Genomic DNA, 20,413 nt, shown 5'->3' with positions numbered 1-20,413 from the left:
TCAGTTAGTAAACTATAATGTAATTTTTATTAATTCATTGTCAAATGAAATAATATAATTGTTAAGCTGTTATTTTACTATATTTGGCAAGTAGTATGCTGTGTAGTTTCGCATGAAATATTTATTCTTTCTATTGTTTAGCATCTCCATTTATGCTCAAAATATTGTTTCGGGAAATACAATCTCGGAGCAGGGATTTATATTGCAAAATGTATCCGTTGTTAACATTCAAACTAACGAACAGGTAATTTCAGATCATCAGGGATTCTTTAAAATAAAAGCAAATACAAATGATGAGTTAAGATTTATTAAAGAAAAATATGATAGAACTATAAGAAAAGTGAATCATCAAGATTTTGCTAATTTAATTTCTGTAACCCTTATTCAATCACCTATTGAAATTGAACAAGTTGATTTGGATTTTAATGCAACGGGTGATTTAAAAAAAGATATAAATCTTAGAGGTTCTAATAAAAAGAAATTGCTGAATGAAGAAATAAAGGACTATATAAAAGACCATCCTGAAGAAAAAAAATATTCAAGAATTACCACACCAAACTTTGGAGTTCCAGATATGAATCAAGGGCAGGTTAGTATTTTAAGTATAGGTAATAGTGGTTCAGGCGGAATATTAGGGTTAGTAGCAAAACAGATTTTTAAAAAGGATAAGCATAAGCCAGACTTTTCAGAAATACAAAATTTCCATAGAAAAGTAAAGGATACTTTTTATGATGATTACTTTACAAAGCAAGGATTAGATGAATTTGGTTTTGAATCATATCTTGTTTATTTAGATAGTAGATATAAATTCTCAGAAAAGTACTTTAATAATTTTAATACTTTAGAAATTGAAAAAAAATTAAAAAATCTATTGCAAGAATATATTAATAAGAGATAAATACAATTATGAAAAAAATTATCGGGATTTGCTTTCTATTATTATTCTTTAATAATTATTTTTCGCAAACCATAAATGGGATTGTTTATGATGGAGACAAAAAATCAGTTTCGGGAGTTGTTATAGGAGTTGAAGGTCAGGAGACAGGGGATATTACTGATGAAAAGGGTTCTTTTTCAATTGATTTAACTAATGTTGACAAAAATAAAAATCTTATTGCATATTTAGGAGGATTTGAGCCTTACAAAATAAAAGTGTCGGATTATTTGAATAAGAATAACCACGATATTATTTTAACAGAAAGGGTAGTTAATATAGAACAAGTAGTATTAGCCCCTCAAAAAATGTATGAGAAGAATCTTGGTGAAAATAAGAAGTCAAAAACAAGATATTGTGGTTATGATTCTAGAAAGGATAAAGCTCTTTTTAATGAGTACGCAATTAAAATAAAAAATAAGAAAAAGATTAAAATTAAGAACATTAATATTAATGTTTGTGATTATAAAATTGAAACGCCAATTAATTTAGTCTTTGATATATATAAAAGCAAAGATGATTTACCTGGTGAATCATTAATCAATGAAACGTTATCCAAAGAAATAACTAATGCTGATATTAAAAATAATATGATAAGCTTAGATGTTTCGGATAAAAATATTTGGATAGATGAAGATTTTTTCGTTTCGGTAAGAACTGCTAGTGATTTTACTGGATATATCTATTTTAGTGGAAATATTTTTACATTTTCACAAAGTACCTATTATAGAGTTTATTATGGTGATTGGAAAAAGTTTTCATCAGGCGTCCCATCTATCAATTTAGATGTATTAATTAAGAAATAAAGTTTGGTAATTTCAAATAAAACTCATATACTTGTGAAGTATTAATAAAAAAAATTAAACCATGAAAAAATTATCAATTTTAAAAAACAAAGGAACAAAATTAACTAAATCGTCTTTAAAATCTATCGGTGGTGGATATAGCTGGCTTTATTGTGCTACTCATTCATTTAATGTACAAATTGGAGATGTGACTATTATTGAAGCTCCGGTAGGTGGAGAAGGTAATACAATGACTTGGGCAGAATGTAGAGCAGCTAAAGACTAGTATCTTACCCTATATCATAATTTAAACAGGTTTTTTATTAAGCCTGTTTTTTTATGTACTGTATTTTTATCAATCAGCTTTATACATTTAAATAGTTTACGAGTGATGGAAAATTTATTAAGAAATTACTTTTACTTAATAACTATAAATTGATACTATTGAATTTACTAATTATTTTTAAATCCACCATGATATGAAAATATGGACTGTAAAAGTTCTATTAAGAAATATGGAAGTTTAATAGTAATTTGAGTTTGTACTAATCTTTAAATGTTAAAAAAAGAAAATATTGTTTAAGGGCTAAATTTTACACCTGTTTTTGGTAATAACTTCTTTCCTCAGAATTATGAAAGGAAAGAAATTATATATTTTATACAGGATTTAATTGATGATGAAGAAATTTAAAAATGAAAAGCTTTCCATTTTATAAACAACCTGACGCCAAAGATTGTGGACCAACCTGTTTGAGAATTATCTCTAAATACTTTGGGAGAGAAATTCCATTGCAACATATCAGAAAGTTATCAGAAACAACAAGAGAGGGAAGTAATTTAGCGGGTTTAAGTGATGCCGCTGAAAATCTCGGCTTTAATACTCTTGGAATGAAAATTAATTTTGAGGTATTAAAAAATGATACTCCATTACCTTGCATTGTACATTGGAGAAAATCTCATTATATAGTTGTTTATGATGTTGATGTTAAAAGTAACTCTGTGTATGTTTCCGATCCTGGTTATGGATTAATTACTTATGCAAAAGAAGATTTTATAAAATCTTGGATTGGGGAGAATGCAGATGAAACAACTGAGGAGGGAGTTATTTTGGCATTAGAAACCACCCCTTTGTTCTTTAAAAACAAATTTGAAAAAAAAGAAAATAAAGCGAGTCTTTCATTTCTTTTAAAATATCTTGTAAAATATAAAAGGCTTGTAGTACAATTAATTATCGGTTTATTAATTGGCAGTCTGTTAACCCTCATATTTCCTTTTCTCACACAAAGTATTGTTGATATTGGAATAAAGAGTCAAGACTTAAATATTATTTATTTGATTCTCTTAGCTCAGGTAATGCTTTTTATTGGTAAAATGGGATTTGATATTGTTAGGAGTTGGATTTTACTGCATCTTTCTACAAGGATTAATATTTCTATAGTTTCGGATTTCTTTATCAAACTGATGAAATTGCCCATCAGCTTTTTCGATACCCGAATGACTGGTGATATACTTCAAAGAATAGATGACCACCATAGAATTGAACAACTATTAACGAATACATCTCTGAATATCCTTTTTTCGGTAGTAAATCTTGTAGTTTTCAGCGCAGTATTGTTTTTCTATGATTATAAACTGTTTCTTGTTTATCTATTGGGAGCAACTTTATATATGATGTGGGTTCTATTCTTTTTCAAAAAAAGAAAGTTGCTGGATTATGAGAAGTTCGGGCAAATGTCTCAGGAAAGAAGCAAGGTAATTGAACTCATTAATGGGATGCAGGATATTAAATTACATAATGCTGAGAAAAAGAAAAGATGGGGTTGGGAAGCAATTCAAATAGAGATATTCAAGCTGAGAATGAAATCTTTATCCTTAGAACAATGGCAATCTGTGGGTGGAAATTTTATTAATCAGATAAAAGATGTTTTTGTAAGTTTTCTTTCTGCTAAGCTTGTTATAAGTGGAAATTTAACATTAGGAATGATGCTGTCTGTTCAATATATAATAGGGCAGCTAAATAGTCCTCTTTTACAATTAATTGAATTTATAAAACAATCACAGGATGCTAAAATTTCATTAGAAAGGCTGGGCGAAATTCATGACAAAGAAGATGAGGAAACTGAAACTGAACAATACATTTCTGTAATTCCAGAAAAAGATATTATATTAAAAGATGTTTCTTTTAGATATATAGGTTCGGAGGATTATGTTTTTGAAAATCTTAACTTAAATATTCCTTACCAAAAAACCACAGCCATTGTGGGTGCAAGTGGAAGCGGTAAAACAACTTTGCTAAAATTATTGTTGAAATTTTACGAGCCAATTATTGGTGATGTAATGATCGGTGATTTAAAATTAAATAAGGTTTCCCCTAGATTTTGGAGAGATAATTGTGGAGTTGTGATGCAGGAGGGGTATGTTTTTAATGATACCATAGTCGAAAATATTGCAGTTGGTGAAGATTCGGTTGTACAAGAAAAATTTAATCAAGCAATTGAAATTGCCAATATTAAAGATTTTATTGAAAATTTACCTCTTAAAGAAAATACCCAAATTGGAAATGAGGGTGTAGGAATGAGTGGCGGCCAAAAACAAAGATTGTTTATTGCTAGAGCGGTTTACAAGTCACCTGAATATATTTTCTTTGATGAAGCTACCAGTTCTTTAGATGCAAAAAATGAAAGAATAATAATGGAGAATTTGAAACAATTCTTTAAAGGAAAAACAGCAATTGTCATTGCTCATAGATTATCTACTGTTAAAAATGCGGACAAAATTATTGTTTTAGATAAAGGGAAGGTTGTAGAAGAAGGTACACACAATGATTTAGTGACGTTTCAAGGCGAATACTATCGATTAATAAAAGACCAGCTGGAATTAGGAAATTAATATGAATGAAAATAATTTAAGAGATTCAGAATTACGTTCAGCGGGTGTGCAAAGCCTACTGAATAAGAATCCTCATTGGGTAATTTTAAAAGGAAATCTTTTCATTTCAATAGTGTTGTTGTTTTCTTTATCCGTTGTGTGCTATTGTGTAAAATATCCAGATTTCGTAAACTCCAAAGTAATTGTAAATCCTCTTGAAAATCAAAGGTATAATAAAATTTTACTTGGGAAACTTATTGTGGCTCAAGATGACTTAGTTAAAGTAAAGGAAGGACAGAAAGTTATAGTTAAGCTATATGATTTTCCTTATCAGGAATATGGAGTTTTAAATGCACGAATTCAAGAGGTATCAACTGACAGTAAAAATTCTTATATAGATATTGTTTTTCCAAATGGTTTGAAAACATCTTATGATAAAGACATCTTTGTGAATAAAGAACTAAAAGGAAATGCAGAGATTGTAGTACAAGATACCCGGTTTATAGAAAGAATATTCCTTCAGATAAAGAAATTATTGAGGTAAATAATTTTTAATATTATGAATACAATCTTACAAATAATATTACTTATAATCATATTCTCAAATTCGCTGTTTTTAATGTTGGGAAAAAATATATTGTCTCTTAAAATATTTAAATTAAGTTGGATTATTGCATTAATAGATATTTTAGTAATCTTATTCTTTTTTAATCTGAAGCAATCCATTATTCTTTATATCATATTTACATCAATTATTGTTGTATTTACTCTAGGACTCAGGAATTTTGTAAATGGCTATAATACTAATACATTAGGAAATAACAATAATAGAAAACCATTTGTAAATTTTTTCACTTACTTTTTGCTCTTCTTTTTAATGATGCTAACAACTGGCGTTATAAAAAGTCTTTTATTTGATTCCTCTTTATAATAAAGTACCGGCTATATTATTTAAAATTTAACTGAAATAAAAAAAGCAATCAATTAAATTGATTGCTTTTTTGTAGACCCACAGGGATTCGAACCCCAGATGACTGAACCAAAATCAGTAGTGTTACCGCTACACCATGGGTCTTTGTTATTTTAGTGGCGCGAAATTATAAAAAATATTTTATTGAAAAAAGTATTTTTCATAGTTAGACAGCAATAAAAGCTGTAATAATATATAATTCAGTGATTTTTAATAAAATACAAAACCGGTTTTATTCAGAAAATATTTTTATAAGAAGCAGATTTTAACACCTAAATAATAAAATCTTATCTTTGCAAAAAAATTGGGCTCCAAAAGTTGGAGATACCCATTAATAATTTCATTTATTAAACATTTTTATGTCAAATATTGTCGCAATCGTTGGGCGTCCCAACGTAGGAAAATCCACACTTTTTAACCGTTTACTTGAAAGAAGGGAAGCCATTGTAGATTCTACAGCTGGTGTTACTAGGGACCGTCATTACGGGAAATCCGATTGGAACGGGGTAGATTTTACAGTTATAGATACCGGCGGATATGATGTAGGAACGGATGATATTTTTGAAGAAGAAATCCGTAAGCAGGTTCAGCTGGCAGTGGATGAAGCTACCTCTATCATTTTTATGATGAACGTAGAAGAAGGCCTTACCGATACCGATTATGAGATTTACCGTCTTTTAAGAAGATCAAACAAACCGATCTACATTGTGATCAATAAAGTGGATTCTGCAAAAGAAGAACTTCCCGCTACAGAATTCTACCAGTTGGGTATCGATAAATATTATACACTTTCTTCCGCTACAGGTTCAGGAACCGGAGATCTTTTAGATGATATCGTTAAAGATTTTCCAACAACGGAATATAAAGACCCGTTTGAAGGATTGCCTAAAATTACCATCGCCGGCCGTCCGAATGTAGGTAAATCTACTCTGACCAATGCTTTGCTGGACGTGGAAAGAAATATTGTAACCGATATTGCCGGGACCACAAGAGACAGTATTCAGACACTTTACAATAAATTCGGTCACGAATTTGTGTTGGTAGACACTGCCGGAATGAGAAGAAAATCTAAAGTAAATGAAGATTTGGAATTCTATTCCGTAATGAGATCCATTCGTTCTATCGAATATTCTGATGTCGTGATCGTTATGGTAGACGCTACATTGGGATGGGAATCTCAGGATATGAATATCTTCGGACTGGCTCAGAAAAACAGGAAAGGAATTGTAATTCTGGTAAATAAATGGGACCTGGTGGAAGACAAGCAGACCAACACGATGCGTGATTTCGAAAAAGTGATTAAAGATAAAATTGGTCAGTTCAACGATATTCCTATTCTATTTGTTTCAGCTTTAACGAAGCAAAGAATCCTGAAAGCTGTGGAAGTAGCTATGCAAGTCTATGAAGATCGTAAAAAGAAGATCAAAACTTCAAAACTGAATGAAGTGATGCTTCCAATTTTTGAGCAGACACCGCCACCGGCCAATAAAGGAAAATATATTAAAATCAAATACTGTGTACAGCTTCCGACACCGTCTCCTCAGTTTGTATTTTTCTGCAACCTGCCACAGTATGTAAAAGAACCGTACAAAAGATTTACTGAAAACCAACTGAGAAAAGAATTCGGGTTCACCGGAGTTCCAATCGAGGTGTATTTCAGACAGAAATAAAAAAATAATCCCTTTTAGATTTTTCTGAGAGGGATTTTATTCATATCCAATCATATATTAAAAGCTTTTTCAGAATAATGAATACAATTGTGTTGTCCAAACAATCTTCTTTAATAAACTCCTGGATCAATGAGCTTAGGAATGTAGACATCCAGAATGACCGAATGAGATTCCGTAGAAATATGGAACGTATTGGTGAAATCGCAGCTTTTGAGATCAGCAAAGGGCTGGAATATAAAGAAGTCGAGATCCAGACCCCTTTAGATAAGATTAAAGTTCAGGAAATAGCAGTTCAACCCGTAATTACTACTATTCTGAGAGCGGGAGTACCTTTGTTTGAAGGAATTCTAAGCTATCTCGACAGAGCAGACTGCGGTTTCGTGGCTGCGTACAGAAAGCATGACGCCAATGATTACTTCTCGATCAAACAGGATTACCTTACCTGTCCGAATATCGAAGGAAGACCTTTAATTGTTGCAGATCCCATGTTGGCAACCGGAGCTTCACTTATTGAGGCTATCAAAGATCTCTTGACCAACGGAACACCGACCCAGCTGCACATTGTCGCAGCAATTGCTTCCAGACAGGGAGTGGAAACCATCGAAAAAGCATATCCTGACGCAAAAATTTGGGTAGGAGCCATTGATGAAGGTTTGACTTCAAAAGGATATATTACACCTGGACTTGGTGATGCCGGAGATTTAAGCTACGGTGAAAAATTACAACGATAACTACAGCGAAAGATTCCAGAAATCTTTCATCAGATCAAACAATAAATTGGGCCGTACTTTTTCCATAGGATGTTTTGTGTCCGGAAGTATGGCCAATTTCGCATTTGGAATACTTTTGTAGGCACTTACACTTTCTTCAATGCTGACCATATTATCCTTGTCCCCCGTCATGATCTGTACAGGAATAGTAATAGCCCAGAGGCTGCTTTCATTAAGAGGTGGATTTCTGCCAAGAGAAACCATCAGATTTGCAACCGCAGGCAATAATTGCTTCCACTTTGAACCATGTTGTTTTTCCAGCTGCTCGGCATATTGTGGAACTTTCAGAAGAATAGCCTCCGGATCAAGCATTTTACTCTCCTTTAGGGCCTGTTGCTCAGACCAGTCGAATTTTGTACCCAGAGTCATGATAGAATTAATTCTTTCAGGATATCTCAGAGCACAGCATAATGCGGCATAACCTCCCATACTGTGTCCGAAAATACAGACATCGTTTAGATTTTCTTTCTCCAGATAGTTTTTTATTTCCTCAGTGTATTTTTCAATGCTGATACCGTTTTCCGGTAGCGCTGTATTCCCGTGGCCGGAAAATAGAAGTGTATGGATATTGAAATATTTTGACAGGTCTCTTTCATAAGGTTTAAAAATAGTGCTGTGTCCCAAAGCACCGTGAAGTAAAAGCAGGTTTTTCATGATCAATAGTTTGCCGGAAAATTAGGAAAAAGAATCGGAAGATGAAAGATTATTGAGTTTCGGGTTTCGGGTTTCATGTTTTGAGTTACAATATTCAATTTAGATGTCTATAAATTGATAGAGATCCCAACCCGCATCCCGAACCATAAAACCTTAAACCTTGAACTTCTCAAACCAAAACCCACATCACGCATCCACTGCCATCACCAGAACACTCACCTTATTATCTCCGGCATTTAAAATTTCCCAGGCAATTGATGAAACCGTATTTCCGGTCGTAAAAACATCATCAATTAAAAGAACGTGTTTTCCTGAAATAGGTTTTGAGAGAGAAAAGGGATTTACTGTCTCCAGACGGTGCTTCTTATCTTTTAATGCCTGTGCTTTTGAATAATGATTTCTCTGTACCAACTCATGATCAAAAGGAATGGTATAAAATTCTGACAGGGTTTCTGTAAATAAATGCAGCTGATTATAACCTCTTTCCCTTAATTTTTTTGGATGAAGCGGAACGGAAACCAGAAGGTCCGGTTGCTCGTCTTTAAAGTCAAGGCGTTCTGTTGTCCATTCAGCAAGAGTTTTCCCGGCATTTTCTCTGCTTTTGTATTTCAGTTCATGGATCAGTTTCCGGCTTAAACTGTTTTCCTCAAATTTCATTAAAGCATAGGTTCTTTCAACAGGAAACATAAGCCTGCACTTTTCTTTAACAATAGTATCGCTGAAATAGTCAGCATGGGTAAAATGAATTTGTTCAAAGCATAAGCTGCAGACTAAAAGATCTCCATCAATGATCCGGTTGCAGTCTATACAACGGTTTGGAAAAAATAAATCTAGTATCATTTGTGTGTTTAATTAAAGAATAAAGATATAAGAAATATAGATTGGAACCCAGATTTATAACTTTACATTCACTATTCACTATTCACTATTCACTATTCACTATTCATCATTACCTGTTTCCTGATCTTCTCAATTGCATTCTTCATGCTAAGATTGAAATATTCCTTTTCCAGGCGTACCGGTGGTGCCTGTCTCACCTCACAGTCCGGAATGCTGCAGGATTCGCAGGTTACTCCTACGTTAATGGTTTTTAAGGTCGTTGACTTTACGAAGCCAATCTTCTTAATGGTCTGCGTATTCAGCAAAATTCCAAGACAGTAACTTCTGTTGCTGCCATCTGAAAACGGATTTCTCTGTGAGGTTGAAATCACAAGATAACTTACTCCCTGGTCTTTATAATGAGAGATCTGAGCATCTGTAAGGGTTTCGTTTTCCTTTAAATGATGCAGGTTTTTCACAGCAATCCATCTTCGGCAGTAATGTTCGTTGGTCGCATTGGCATGTGGGGCCTGCTGATGGTTCAGGTGAAGCTCTTTCAAAATCTGGATTTTATCAGAATTTTTTTTCTTAACCAGGCACAGGTAAAACAAATCTTTAATGCCTAATTCAGAAGAAAGCAGGTTGGTAAGCCTATAATAAAAGGTTTCAGGAGAATCTGTGAAATTTTCAATCAGTTCCTCAAAGCTTTTGGGTTCCCAGGTGTGTTGAAGAAGGAATTCTGTTGTTTTTTCAACCGTTTTTTCTTTAGAGATCAATAGGGCTCCGGCGAAATACGAAGCATAAAAATTATTGAGTATTTCCTCAAAACTTCCAAAATCCAGCCAGGAATAAGTGTTTGGGCGAACTTTTAACTCCAGAATATTAAATCCGATCTCTTTGGCTAAAATAAATGTCCGCTGATCTTTTTCAAGTTTTTCATTCAAAAGAAGGAGTTTCTGTTCAGGGATAAAAAGAGAACGCAGGTTATCCAGGGTCCCGAACTGTACGAAATCTTCGGACCTTATACGGTAATGGAATTTTTCAGTAAGAATGTTTTCCAGCACAGAAGCTCTCAGATCTTTGCTGATGTCAAGTCCGTTTTGCTTAATAAATTCTTTGGCTTTCTCCTCAATTTCAGGGAAATAATTATCATAAAGTTCCTGGAAAGACCTGAGCACCGCAAAATAAAAACGTTCTTTTCCCAGGTTGTAATTCTGGGAAATTTCAATAAGGGCGTTGATAAAAGCGGTTACTTTTTTAGGAGCATCACTGATAATGCTGATCAGATTATTTTTATTAATACCAAAAAGATCCAGCGGCACTTCCTTGAAAAAATCCGATTGTAAAATTTCGTTGAAGGGAGACAGACTTTTATCCAGCTTGGTTGAGACCAGCTCATCAAAAGTACAGTTCAGTGATTCAGAAAGCAGAATGATCTTGTCGTGCTTCGGGTATTTTTTTCCGTTTTCAATTTCGTTAAGGTAAGATTTGGACAATCCGGTCTTTACAGCGAGATCCTGCAGAGACCAGTTTTTCTTTTGTCTCAGCTGTTTCAGCTTCAATCCGAATACGGTTTTGATATAATCACTTTCTGAATTCATAATCAAATATAAAAAAATGGTTGCGATTATTCGCATAATAATTTTTTAAAATAATTAGCGAACGTTCGCTAATTGTGAATATTTTTATTTATGTTTGTAATATCAAATCACAAAATCAACAGGTTATGGAAACAAAGACACAACTGAAAATAAAAGCTCATAAGCAGTTTGAGGAGGTTTTTACTCCGGAATTGACTGATTTTTTAATTACTCTTCATCAGAACTTTAATCAAAAAAGATTAGATCTGCTAGAAGAAAGAAAAAATATACAGCGGTTTTTTGATTCGGGAAACCTTCCCGGATTTTTACCGGAAACTGAAGAGGTAAGAAACGGAAATTGGACTTGCGCACCGCTTCCGGATGATTTGCTGGACAGAAGAGTAGAAATTACAGGACCTGTAGACCGCAAAATGATCATTAATGCATTGAATTCCGGGGCCCGGACTTTTATGGCCGATTTTGAAGACAGCAGTTCGCCCACCTGGAAAAACTGCATCCAGGGACAGATTAACCTGGCGGATGCAGTACGGCGTAAGATAGATTTTACTGTTGAAAACGGGAAATCTTACCGGCTTAATGAAGAAACAGCTGTGTTGCAGGTTCGTCCAAGAGGGCTGCATCTTCCGGAAAAACACATGGAGATCAATGGGGAAGAAGCTTCAGGCTCACTGACCGATTTTGGAATTTATTTTTTCAATAACGCAGAGCAGCTGCTGAAAAACGGAAGCGGCCCTTATTTTTATCTGCCTAAACTGGAGCATTATAAAGAAGCCCGTTGGTGGAATGATGTTTTCGTTTTTGCTCAGAATTATCTGGGAATTCCTCTGGGTACCATTAAAGCTACCGTTTTGATTGAAACAATTACAGCTTCATTTCAGATCGATGAAATTTTATTTGAATTAAAAGAACACAGCGCAGGCCTGAATTGCGGAAGATGGGACTATATTTTCTCATTCATCAAAAAATTCAGAAACTTTCCCGGATTTATGATTCCGGACAGAGATCAGGTAACCATGGCTTCGCCTTTTATGAGCGCTTATTCAAAAAGGGTGATCGAGATCTGTCATAAAAGAAACGTTCATGCTATAGGAGGAATGGCTGCACAGATTCCGGTAAAAGACAACTATGAAGCCAACAGTATTGCTTTTGAAAAAGTACGTAATGATAAGATGCGGGAGGTGAAAAACGGCCATGATGGAACCTGGGTGGCGCATCCGGCATTGGTTTCTGTAGCAAAAGATATTTTTGACCAGTATATGCCGACAGACAATCAAATCGATAAAAAATTTGAATACCATATTAAAGAAGCCAATCTTCTTGAAGTTCCGAAAGGTGAGATTACACAAAAAGGGGTAAGAAAAAATATCAATGTTGGAATTCTCTATCTGGAAAGCTGGTTGATGGGAACCGGTGCTGCAGCCATTTACAACCTGATGGAAGATGCTGCCACTGCCGAAATTTCAAGAACGCAGCTTTGGCAATGGCTGAAAAATGAGGCAAAACTGGATGACGGCCAGGTCCTGACCCGTGAAAAGATCCTTCAGTGGGAGGCTGAAGAAATAGAAAATATTGAAAAATATGTAGGTGAAGAACGTTTCAAAAACGGAAAATTCAATCTTGCGAAAGAGCTCTTCAATGAATTGGTATTTGCAGAAAAATTCGAGGAATTCCTCACTTTGAAAGCCTATCCTTTTATTGAGTAAAAGAGTTTTTGAGTAAGAGAGAGAGTAAGAGAGTGGGAGTGTAGGAGTGTGGGAGTGTAGGAGAGTTTATGTGTAAAAAAAGAAAAGATCCTACTCCTACTATAATTTAAACTTTTACCTAATCCCTGCAACCTATAACCTAATCCCTAGTTAACAATAAATCCAAAATATTATGAAAACAAAACAAGAACAGATCCACGCTATAGAACAGGATTGGCTGAATAATCCTCGCTGGAACGGAGTAAAAAGAACATATACCGCTGAAGAAGTATTAAAGCTGCGCGGCTCTTACAAGATTGATTACACCATTGCAACAGAAATGTCCAAAAAATTCTGGGACAAACTGAATACCCAGGATTATGTAGCCGGACTTGGCGCTTTAACGGGGAATCAGGCGGTTCAGGAAGTTGATGCAGGACTGGAAGCCATTTATCTTTCAGGATGGCAGGTAGCTGCGGATGCCAATCTTTCAGGGGAAATGTATCCGGACCAGTCGTTATATCCTGCCAATTCAGTGCCTTCTGTGGTGAAAAAAATTAATAATGCCTTACTGAGAGCGGATCAGGTCCAGTCAGTGAGTGGAAACGGGAATAAAGAATATCTCGTTCCGATCATTGCAGATGCAGAGGCGGGATTCGGTGGCAATTTAAATGCTTTTGAGCTGATGAAGCAAATGATTGAAGCAGGAGCAGCAGCAGTTCATTTTGAAGACCAGCTTTCTTCAGCCAAAAAATGCGGTCACTTGGGAGGAAAAGTGCTTGTTCCCACCCAGGAAGCTATTAACAAACTTATTGCAGCCCGTCTGGCTTCTGATGTACTGGGTGTGCCAAGTATCATTATTGCGAGAACAGATGCCGATGCTGCAGATCTTCTGACTTCGGATATTGATGACAGGGATAAAAAATTTGTGACCGGGGAAAGAACTTCCGAAGGTTTCTATGTAGTGAAGAACGGGGTAGAGCAGGGAATTGACAGAGGATTGTCTTACGCTCCATATGCAGACCTGATCTGGATGGAAACCTCCAATCCTGATCTGGAGCAGGCCAGAAAATTTGCCGAAGGCATCCATGCTCAGTTCCCGGGGAAAATGCTGGCCTATAATTGCTCACCGTCATTCAACTGGGCGGCAAGGCTTAGTGTGGAAGAAATGGCGAATTTCCGTGAAGAGCTTGCCAAAATGGGCTACAAATTCCAGTTTATCACACTGGCAGGTTTCCATGCCCTGAATACGGCGATGTTCGAGCTTGCCTTAGCTTATAAAGAAAGAGGAATGGCAGGATATTCCGAACTTCAGGAAAGGGAATTTGCTCTTCAGCAAAAAGGCTTCAGGGCGGTAAAACACCAATCGTTTGTAGGCACAGGATATTTTGATGAGGTTCAGAATGTAGTGACTAACGGCTCTTCTGCAACAGTAGCAATGAAAGACTCTACAGAAACCGCACAGTTCCATTGATCATTTTCCATATACATAAATTTTAGTTGTGAACCTTCTCAGTTTTGGGAAGGTTTTTTGTTTTTAAAGAATATTCGAAGCTTTAAAGTCCATATCTTTGAATACTAATGAAGACGAAATACGAATGAATTTAATTTATCAGAAACAGATCGAGGTAACGGAAGCGCATATAGACCAGAATAACCATGTCAATAATGTGCAGTATGTACATTGGGTAGAAGAAATAGCAGGCGAGCACTGGGAAAAAGTAAAGGATAAAACAGATTATCCCGAAGATATATGGATGCTTGTTGATCATCATATTCAATACAAAAAACAAGTCTATCTCGGAGATATACTTACCGTTAAAACCTATCCGAAGCCTCCTGAAGGCATCAGGCAGCCCAGAAAAGTTGAATTTTATTGTAATGATCAGCTTGTAGTGGATTCAGATACGCTTTGGGTATTAGTAGATCTGAAAACTCAGAAGATTAAAAGACTGGAAATTAACTGGCTGGATCAAATCAAAGAATAACAGCTTTACCAAAGATTATACATTGGAAGGATCGTTTTGATTTGTTTTTCCAATGTAGTACGCAACTTATAAATATGTTTTGTCATATCTTTGCACTATGATACGGATTACAAAAATTTTCACATTCGAGACAGCCCATGTGCTGTATAATTACGATGGGAAATGTAAAAATATGCACGGGCATTCCTATAAACTGTTTGTAACGGTGAAAGGAAGACCTGTTAATGATTTGGAGAATCCCAAAAACGGGATGGTGGTGGATTTTGGGGATATTAAAAGTATCGTGAAATCTGAAATCGTGGATGTATGGGATCATGCGGTTCTTGTTAATGCACTGTCTCCTCATAAAGAACTTGGGGAAGATCTTGAAAATAAAGGTCACAAAGTAATTTACTGCAGCTTTCAGCCTACCTGTGAAAATATGCTGTATGCTATTGCGGCAAAAATAAAATCAAAACTTCCGGCTGAGGTATCTCTGGCCTATCTTAAACTTCACGAAACTGAAAACTCCTACGGGGAATGGTTCGCAGAAGACAATAAGTAACAGTAATTTACAATAAAATTCAGTCTGGTGTTAAAAACGATCATTAATTTAGAACCTGGAAAAAAAGTCTATTTTGCTTCGGACCAGCATTTTGGCGCTCCAAATCCTAAAGAAAGTAAGATGCGCGAAGAGAAATTCATCCGGTGGATGGACGAGATTAAGGAAGATGCGCAGGTTTTGTTTTTAATGGGTGATCTGTTTGATTTCTGGCACGAATGGAAACATGTAATCCCCAAAGGATATGTACGTGTTCTCGGAAAAATAGCCGAACTGAAGGACAGAGGAATCCATATCTATTTTTTTGTCGGAAACCACGATTTGTGGATGAAAGACTACCTGGAAGAAGAAATAGGATGCACCGTTTTTTACAAAAAACAGTATTTTGAGATGGGAGGGAAGCAGTTTCTGCTGGCTCATGGAGACGGTCTGGGACCTGGTGATAAAGGCTATAAAAGAATGAAAAAACTGTTCACGAATCCTGTGGCACAGTGGTTTTTCAAATGGCTTCATCCCGATATTGCCATGAAAGTAGCCTTGTATCTTTCCCAGAAAAATAAAATGATCTCCGGGGATGAAGATAAAGCATTCCTGGGTGAAGATAAAGAGTTTCTTATTATCTATTCAAAAGAAAAGCTGAAATCCGAGAAATTGGATTACTTCATCTATGGACACCGTCACCTTCCGATGGTGCTGGATCTGGAACAGAAAGCAAAATACATCAATCTTGGTGACTGGATCTCTTACTTCACCTACGGGGTTTTTGAAAAGGATTTTGAACTGAAAACTTTTGCAGACGGGACAAAAAAAAATTACCCCTGAGAGAGGTAATTTTCGAATGAACCGAAGTTCACTCTTGTTTTTAATCCATATTCCGATTAAGTAATTGCAAGAAGTTTACCAAAATAGAATTCTTCGATTAAAAAAATATTAAAAAAATATCATATTTATGTAACTGTTTTATTTTCAGTTATTTAATTGGTTTAAAAATAGTCTTTAAAAATTGAAAAATATATTCGATATACGGACAGAACAGGATTTTCTGGATGCATCATTGGCAGCTTTTCGTTACCAGTATGAGAATATTGAGGTATATAAAAAGTTTGTAGATTTTCTGAAAATTAATCCGGCTGAGGTGAATAGTTTGGCGAAAATTCCTTTTCTGCCGATTGAGATGTTTAAAAACCATCAGATTTTAGATAAAAATGCGACAGCCGATCTGTTTTTTCAGAGTTCAGGAACTACCCAGATGAATCTTTCAAAGCATTTTATTGCAGATCCGGGACTCTATGAGAAAAGCATCTCTAAAAGTTTTGAACAGTTTATAGGGAAGCCCGAAGACTTTGTATTTCTGGGCCTTCTTCCAAGCTATCTGGAGAAGCAGAACTCTTCTTTGATTTATATGGTAGACGATCTCATGAAAAAATCAGGAAAGCCCGAGAATGGATATTTTCTTTACAACCATGCTGAGCTTTTTCAGCTTTTGAATGATTTAAAAGACAAAAAAGTTATTCTTTTCGGAGTGTCATTTGCTTTGCTGGACTTCCTGGATTCTGTTGAATCTATGGGATTTTCAATTTCCGGATCTCCAAATCTGACCGTTATAGAAACCGGTGGAATGAAAGGCCGAAAAGAAGAAATGACTAAGGACGAGCTGCTGAAAATCCTGCAGAATGGCTTTAAAACAGAAAGGATTTATTCAGAATATTCAATGACGGAACTGCTTTCACAGGCATATTCCCTGGGAAATAATGAATATAAATCTCCAAACTGGATGAAAATACTGGTTCGGAATGCAGAAGATCCCTTTTCCTATGAAAAAGAGGGGCGGACCGGAGCCATCAATATTATAGACCTTGCCAATATCCATTCGTGCTGCTTTATTGCTACACAGGATTTAGGGAAAACCCTTCCCGGAGATCAATTTCAGGTATTGGGAAGAATAGATCATTCCGATATCAGGGGATGTAGTTTATTGGTTTCTTAATAGCAGGTAACAACATAAAATATTAGCTGTAATGCTGAAAATAGAAGAACTTGTTCACGCATATATTCATTCCCATTGTGATTTCGAAAAAGAAATTGTCCTGACGAATTATTTCCAGGGTGACTGGGAAGCAGATATGCTGTTCATAGATGCCGATGGATTCAGTCATGAAATTGAGATCAAGCTTTCAAAAAGTGATTTTAAAAACGATTTCAAAAAGTCTTACCTCAATAAAGATACCGGTGAGAAATTCCTGAAACATGATAAGATTTCATGCGGTGACTATATGTGTAATACTTTCAGCTTTCTTCTTCCCATGGGCATGGTAGATCATGCTGTGATTCCGGAGCATTGCGGAATTATCGAATTTTATCACAATGCCGATACCTGGGAAACCGAATTTTATCTCATACGCAAGCCTAAAAGAGTACACGAAGATTCCTACTGGAAACTGAATGACAAAGATCTTTTTATCCGCAAAATAGCCCTGAACCTGTTGCAGCGTAAATTGGAGATTAAGGGAAGGCATGAAGAACTTATCTTTAAAAATCCTTTTGATATTAAAAAAGTTAAATAAAAAATTCCGCATCGTGTTTCTGTGAATGTAATTTCGCAAGATAGATAACTTGCCGCCCACCAGTTCCTATAAAAAAAATCCTGCCGCCTGACAGGATTTTATATAATATCGAAATGAAGATTAATCAGTAACTTCAGCAGTATCCCTCTGAAGTAAGAATTTATAGATCAAACCTCCTGTAATTCCTCCTAAAATAGGTGCCGCCCAGAACAGCCAAAGCTGAGACATAGCGAGTCCGCCCGTGAAAACAGCCTGTGAAAGCGATCTGGCAGGGTTCACCGAAGTGTTGGTAATAGGAATAGAAATAAGGTGAATCAGGGTAAGAGCCAAACCGATCGCAATACCGGCAAACTTACCGTTAGCCCATTTGTCTGTAGCTCCCATAATAACAATCAGGAAGAAAGCTGTCAATAAAAACTCCGCAAGGAATGCCGCTCCCATGCTGAAAGCTTTTCCATTATAGACTGCTTCTCCGTAGAAGTTCGTTGCAAAAGCTCCCGGTTTTGAAAAGTCTACAGCTCCTGAACCGTTAAGAATAACATACAGGCATCCTGCTGCAAGAAGAGCCCCAAGACATTGCGCCACAACATAAGGAATAAGATCCTTAGCAGAGAATCTGCCTCCCGCCAAAAGCCCGAAAGAAACAGCCGGATTGAAATGTCCGCCGGAAATATGCCCTACAGCATATGCCATCGTAAGAACTGTAAGACCAAAGGCTAATGCAACCCCTAAAAGGCCGATACCGATGTCAGGAACTCCGGCAGCAAATACTGCGCTTCCGCAACCCCCAAAAACAAGCCAAAATGTGCCGAAAAATTCAGCAAAAAGTTTTTTTATCATATGTTTATTATTTAAATGCATCTCAAATGTAAAATTTAAATTTTAAAATAAAAAGATAAAACTTAAAAATCTTTTAAGATTTCTTAAGATAAAATTACACATTCAGTAATTTGGTTTAATGTTTGTTGGGAATTTTTTTAAGAAGACATTATTCATGGATTGAATGATATCTCATAAATGTTTATCTTTCGATTAGTAATTTAAAAGAGTGGTTAATGAAAAAGTTTTTTTGTGTAGCCTTTGTGCCCTTCATGTATAGCTTTTATTATTCGCAGGCAGCAAAAAAAGCATTCCCCTGCTATGATCTTGCAACGGTACTTAAAGTAGAGCCTACCGCCCTTTACAAGTCACATCTGGATGCTTCAAAAAGCTTTAATGTAAAATTACTGAAAGATTCCAAAACAGTACAGAAATATATATCCGGTGGGAAATTTCACAAAATAAAAAAAAGCGGGAAAGGTTATCGTGTTCAAAAACTGGATTACAGCAGGCCTTATATGGTTTCCAAAGCAAAAACCACTCTTGAAAAAATGGGCGCCAGATTCAGTAAAGAAACTAAAGGGCATACTTTTACCGTATCATCCATCACAAGAACATTAGAAGACCAGTGCAGACTCAGGAGAGTGAATTCCAATGCCTCTCTGGGGATCAGTTCTCACAACTACGGTAACTCGTTTGATATTTCTTATATCAGATTTAATGATGTGCTGAAATATAATCCGAAAATGGAAGCTGCACTGGAGAAAGTTTTAAAATATTATGCCAATGCCGGGAAAATTTATTACATCAAGGAAAGGCAACAGAGTTGTTATCACGTCACAGTGAGGAATTATTAAACTGCCGAGTAGCCACAAACCTCGTTATAATCTGGAAAATTTTTAGCGATTAATATTAAATTAATCTTATAAATAATAAATTTATGATGCGATTATTTGTGCAGGATGTTTAGTTTGTATAATTTTATGCAACTAAATAAACCATGAACTTATGAACGAGAACGATTACAAACTGGCCGTAGCCGAATGGGGCAGATACGTTTCAGATTATTCTAAAATTGCCAGTTTAATTCCTACCAATTACATTTTCGAACTTTCTTCAGGGCAGATTGATAAAATCAAGCAGCAAAACAAATATGTGGACGTCTGTGCAGAAGTCGGCGTATACAATGGCGCAATGGTTTTGATCTTTCTTCCTTTGGATTCACAGGGACATATTGATAAAAGTATTACCGAATACCAGTACACTGTTCTATGTCCGCTTAAATATGATCTGAGATTACAGGAAACCAAAGAATTTTCTGTGACCAAAAATGCAGTTCTTTCCAGCAATCTTACTAAAGTGGATGATAATACCAGTACCTCTTTCCCGGTATCTGAGCAGCCGGTTCTGGACCAGGATATAGCTGTGGATGCCATTGAACGCTGGAGAAATGAAGGAATGGAGTGGTTCTACCGTGAATGTACGGAATTCGGCGGAGAAAGAATTTTCCGAAGATTCTATATTCCTATGCAGGATCTTACCCATCCTTATCCTGAAGTGATCGGGATCAAGTGTTCTTTTGGGCTTAGACATAACGATATTTATCAGAGAATGCTGGTAACGCTGATCTTCATCTCTTTCCATGAACTTTTACAGCAGGGAAGCAGTGAAAGCATTATTTCCAATACCTATGACTGGGCGAAACCGTGTCCGCCTGTCTGCCGTATTCCTGAACTTGGATCTTAAAT

At 35.7% G+C, this 20,413-nt stretch carries 20 protein-coding genes and 1 tRNA gene; 16 read left to right on the top strand and 5 right to left on the bottom strand.

What is annotated here, in order from left to right; translation table 11 throughout:
• Positions 1 to 112: 112 nt before the first annotated feature.
• The 5 genes from ACM40_RS09205 to ACM40_RS09185 all read left to right on the top strand — a co-directional run bounded on the left by ACM40_RS09205 (position 113) and on the right by ACM40_RS09185 (position 5,131).
• Positions 113 to 898 carry a hypothetical protein gene (locus tag ACM40_RS09205; protein WP_048502503.1) on the top strand — a complete coding sequence of 262 codons (786 nt, stop codon included), beginning with the start codon at positions 113 to 115 and terminating at the stop codon, positions 896 to 898.
• Between the two features lie 8 nt (positions 899 to 906).
• Positions 907 to 1,740: a carboxypeptidase-like regulatory domain-containing protein gene (locus tag ACM40_RS09200; protein ID WP_048502502.1), complete on the top strand. Its 834-nt coding sequence runs from the start codon at positions 907 to 909 to the stop codon at positions 1,738 to 1,740.
• 61 nt (positions 1,741 to 1,801) lie between these two features.
• Complete coding sequence (locus tag ACM40_RS09195) at positions 1,802 to 2,005, top strand: hypothetical protein (protein ID WP_048502501.1); 204 nt, start codon at positions 1,802 to 1,804, stop codon at positions 2,003 to 2,005.
• A 407-nt stretch (positions 2,006 to 2,412) separates the two neighbouring features.
• On the top strand, positions 2,413 to 4,608 hold the full coding sequence (locus ACM40_RS09190; RefSeq protein WP_048502500.1) for a peptidase domain-containing ABC transporter: 2,196 nt from the start codon (positions 2,413 to 2,415) through the stop codon (positions 4,606 to 4,608).
• 1 nt (position 4,609) lies between these two features.
• Positions 4,610 to 5,131, top strand: coding sequence for an HlyD family efflux transporter periplasmic adaptor subunit (locus ACM40_RS09185; RefSeq protein ID WP_048502499.1), 522 nt, complete (start codon positions 4,610 to 4,612; stop codon positions 5,129 to 5,131).
• Between the two features lie 460 nt (positions 5,132 to 5,591).
• Here ACM40_RS09185 and ACM40_RS09175 read toward each other — a convergent pair.
• Positions 5,592 to 5,662 (bottom strand) — tRNA-Gln (locus tag ACM40_RS09175).
• A gap of 254 nt (positions 5,663 to 5,916) precedes the next feature.
• Here ACM40_RS09175 and der point away from each other — a divergent pair.
• Together der and upp are read left to right on the top strand one after the other, a co-directional pair.
• On the top strand, positions 5,917 to 7,227 hold the full coding sequence (gene der, locus ACM40_RS09170) for a ribosome biogenesis GTPase Der (protein ID WP_040998162.1): 1,311 nt from the start codon (positions 5,917 to 5,919) through the stop codon (positions 7,225 to 7,227).
• 77 nt (positions 7,228 to 7,304) lie between these two features.
• Positions 7,305 to 7,958: a uracil phosphoribosyltransferase gene (gene upp, locus ACM40_RS09165; protein WP_048502497.1), complete on the top strand. Its 654-nt coding sequence runs from the start codon at positions 7,305 to 7,307 to the stop codon at positions 7,956 to 7,958.
• On the opposite strand, the gene ACM40_RS09160 is transcribed toward upp, so the two are convergent.
• The 3 genes from ACM40_RS09160 to ACM40_RS09150 all read right to left on the bottom strand — a co-directional run bounded on the left by ACM40_RS09160 (position 7,959) and on the right by ACM40_RS09150 (position 11,071).
• Complete coding sequence (locus ACM40_RS09160) at positions 7,959 to 8,651, bottom strand: alpha/beta fold hydrolase (RefSeq protein ID WP_048502496.1); 693 nt, start codon at positions 8,649 to 8,651, stop codon at positions 7,959 to 7,961.
• A 186-nt stretch (positions 8,652 to 8,837) separates the two neighbouring features.
• On the bottom strand, positions 8,838 to 9,491 hold the full coding sequence (locus ACM40_RS09155; protein WP_048502495.1) for a ComF family protein: 654 nt from the start codon (positions 9,489 to 9,491) through the stop codon (positions 8,838 to 8,840).
• A gap of 92 nt (positions 9,492 to 9,583) precedes the next feature.
• Complete coding sequence (locus ACM40_RS09150; RefSeq protein ID WP_083996818.1) at positions 9,584 to 11,071, bottom strand: helix-turn-helix domain-containing protein; 1,488 nt, start codon at positions 11,069 to 11,071, stop codon at positions 9,584 to 9,586.
• A 125-nt stretch (positions 11,072 to 11,196) separates the two neighbouring features.
• On the opposite strand from ACM40_RS09150, the gene aceB reads away from it, so the two are divergent.
• The 7 genes from aceB to ACM40_RS09115 all read left to right on the top strand — a co-directional run bounded on the left by aceB (position 11,197) and on the right by ACM40_RS09115 (position 17,846).
• Entirely contained in the window at positions 11,197 to 12,774 is a 1,578-nt protein-coding gene (gene aceB, locus ACM40_RS09145) for a malate synthase A (protein WP_048502493.1), read from the top strand.
• Positions 12,775 to 12,946: 172 nt separating this feature from the next.
• The gene (gene aceA / locus ACM40_RS09140; protein ID WP_048502492.1) at positions 12,947 to 14,227 is read left to right on the top strand and encodes an isocitrate lyase; all 1,281 of its coding nucleotides are present in this window, start codon (positions 12,947 to 12,949) and stop codon (positions 14,225 to 14,227) included.
• 124 nt (positions 14,228 to 14,351) lie between these two features.
• Positions 14,352 to 14,741, top strand: coding sequence for an acyl-CoA thioesterase (locus ACM40_RS09135; RefSeq protein WP_048502491.1), 390 nt, complete (start codon positions 14,352 to 14,354; stop codon positions 14,739 to 14,741).
• A gap of 97 nt (positions 14,742 to 14,838) precedes the next feature.
• Positions 14,839 to 15,285, top strand: coding sequence for a 6-pyruvoyl trahydropterin synthase family protein (locus tag ACM40_RS09130; RefSeq protein WP_040998146.1), 447 nt, complete (start codon positions 14,839 to 14,841; stop codon positions 15,283 to 15,285).
• 27 nt (positions 15,286 to 15,312) lie between these two features.
• Positions 15,313 to 16,104 (top strand): UDP-2,3-diacylglucosamine diphosphatase, encoded by a 792-nt coding sequence (locus ACM40_RS09125; RefSeq protein WP_083996817.1) that lies wholly within the window; start codon positions 15,313 to 15,315, stop codon positions 16,102 to 16,104.
• Between the two features lie 181 nt (positions 16,105 to 16,285).
• On the top strand, positions 16,286 to 17,269 hold the full coding sequence (locus ACM40_RS09120) for an acyltransferase (protein WP_048502490.1): 984 nt from the start codon (positions 16,286 to 16,288) through the stop codon (positions 17,267 to 17,269).
• Positions 17,270 to 17,300: 31 nt separating this feature from the next.
• Positions 17,301 to 17,846 carry a hypothetical protein gene (locus ACM40_RS09115; RefSeq protein WP_048502489.1) on the top strand — a complete coding sequence of 182 codons (546 nt, stop codon included), beginning with the start codon at positions 17,301 to 17,303 and terminating at the stop codon, positions 17,844 to 17,846.
• 120 nt (positions 17,847 to 17,966) lie between these two features.
• Here ACM40_RS09115 and aqpZ read toward each other — a convergent pair whose 3' ends face one another.
• Positions 17,967 to 18,686, bottom strand: a complete 720-nt coding sequence (gene aqpZ / locus ACM40_RS09110; protein ID WP_409515108.1) for an aquaporin Z — start codon at positions 18,684 to 18,686, stop codon at positions 17,967 to 17,969.
• Positions 18,687 to 18,901: 215 nt separating this feature from the next.
• On the opposite strand from aqpZ, the gene ACM40_RS09105 reads away from it, so the two are divergent.
• Both ACM40_RS09105 and ACM40_RS09100 read left to right on the top strand, forming a co-directional pair.
• Positions 18,902 to 19,522 (top strand): DUF5715 family protein, encoded by a 621-nt coding sequence (locus ACM40_RS09105; protein WP_048502488.1) that lies wholly within the window; start codon positions 18,902 to 18,904, stop codon positions 19,520 to 19,522.
• Positions 19,523 to 19,673: 151 nt separating this feature from the next.
• Positions 19,674 to 20,411, top strand: coding sequence for a hypothetical protein (locus tag ACM40_RS09100; protein ID WP_048502487.1), 738 nt, complete (start codon positions 19,674 to 19,676; stop codon positions 20,409 to 20,411).
• Positions 20,412 to 20,413: the final 2 nt, after the last annotated feature.

Source organism: Chryseobacterium sp. BLS98 (assembly GCF_001045445.1).
GTDB lineage: Bacteria > Bacteroidota > Bacteroidia > Flavobacteriales > Weeksellaceae > Chryseobacterium.
This window is presented reverse-complemented; position numbering and strand designations above follow the sequence as displayed.

What these genes read in the sequence shown, in the direction of transcription:
- ACM40_RS09205 (WP_048502503.1), top strand. Translation starts at nt 113, where the DNA reads ATGAAATATTTATTCTTTCTATTGTTTAGCATCTCCATTTATGCTCAA.
- ACM40_RS09200 (WP_048502502.1), top strand. Translation starts at nt 907, where the DNA reads ATGAAAAAAATTATCGGGATTTGCTTTCTATTATTATTCTTTAATAAT.
- ACM40_RS09195 (WP_048502501.1), top strand. Translation starts at nt 1,802, where the DNA reads ATGAAAAAATTATCAATTTTAAAAAACAAAGGAACAAAATTAACTAAA.
- ACM40_RS09190 (WP_048502500.1), top strand. Translation starts at nt 2,413, where the DNA reads ATGAAAAGCTTTCCATTTTATAAACAACCTGACGCCAAAGATTGTGGA.
- ACM40_RS09185 (WP_048502499.1), top strand. Translation starts at nt 4,610, where the DNA reads ATGAATGAAAATAATTTAAGAGATTCAGAATTACGTTCAGCGGGTGTG.
- der (WP_040998162.1), top strand. Translation starts at nt 5,917, where the DNA reads ATGTCAAATATTGTCGCAATCGTTGGGCGTCCCAACGTAGGAAAATCC.
- upp (WP_048502497.1), top strand. Translation starts at nt 7,305, where the DNA reads ATGAATACAATTGTGTTGTCCAAACAATCTTCTTTAATAAACTCCTGG.
- ACM40_RS09160 (WP_048502496.1), bottom strand. Translation starts at nt 8,651, where the DNA reads ATGAAAAACCTGCTTTTACTTCACGGTGCTTTGGGACACAGCACTATT.
- ACM40_RS09155 (WP_048502495.1), bottom strand. Translation starts at nt 9,491, where the DNA reads ATGATACTAGATTTATTTTTTCCAAACCGTTGTATAGACTGCAACCGG.
- ACM40_RS09150 (WP_083996818.1), bottom strand. Translation starts at nt 11,071, where the DNA reads ATGAATTCAGAAAGTGATTATATCAAAACCGTATTCGGATTGAAGCTG.
- aceB (WP_048502493.1), top strand. Translation starts at nt 11,197, where the DNA reads ATGGAAACAAAGACACAACTGAAAATAAAAGCTCATAAGCAGTTTGAG.
- aceA (WP_048502492.1), top strand. Translation starts at nt 12,947, where the DNA reads ATGAAAACAAAACAAGAACAGATCCACGCTATAGAACAGGATTGGCTG.
- ACM40_RS09135 (WP_048502491.1), top strand. Translation starts at nt 14,352, where the DNA reads ATGAATTTAATTTATCAGAAACAGATCGAGGTAACGGAAGCGCATATA.
- ACM40_RS09130 (WP_040998146.1), top strand. Translation starts at nt 14,839, where the DNA reads ATGATACGGATTACAAAAATTTTCACATTCGAGACAGCCCATGTGCTG.
- ACM40_RS09115 (WP_048502489.1), top strand. Translation starts at nt 17,301, where the DNA reads ATGCTGAAAATAGAAGAACTTGTTCACGCATATATTCATTCCCATTGT.
- aqpZ (WP_409515108.1), bottom strand. Translation starts at nt 18,686, where the DNA reads ATGATAAAAAAACTTTTTGCTGAATTTTTCGGCACATTTTGGCTTGTT.
- ACM40_RS09105 (WP_048502488.1), top strand. Translation starts at nt 18,902, where the DNA reads ATGAAAAAGTTTTTTTGTGTAGCCTTTGTGCCCTTCATGTATAGCTTT.
- ACM40_RS09100 (WP_048502487.1), top strand. Translation starts at nt 19,674, where the DNA reads ATGAACGAGAACGATTACAAACTGGCCGTAGCCGAATGGGGCAGATAC.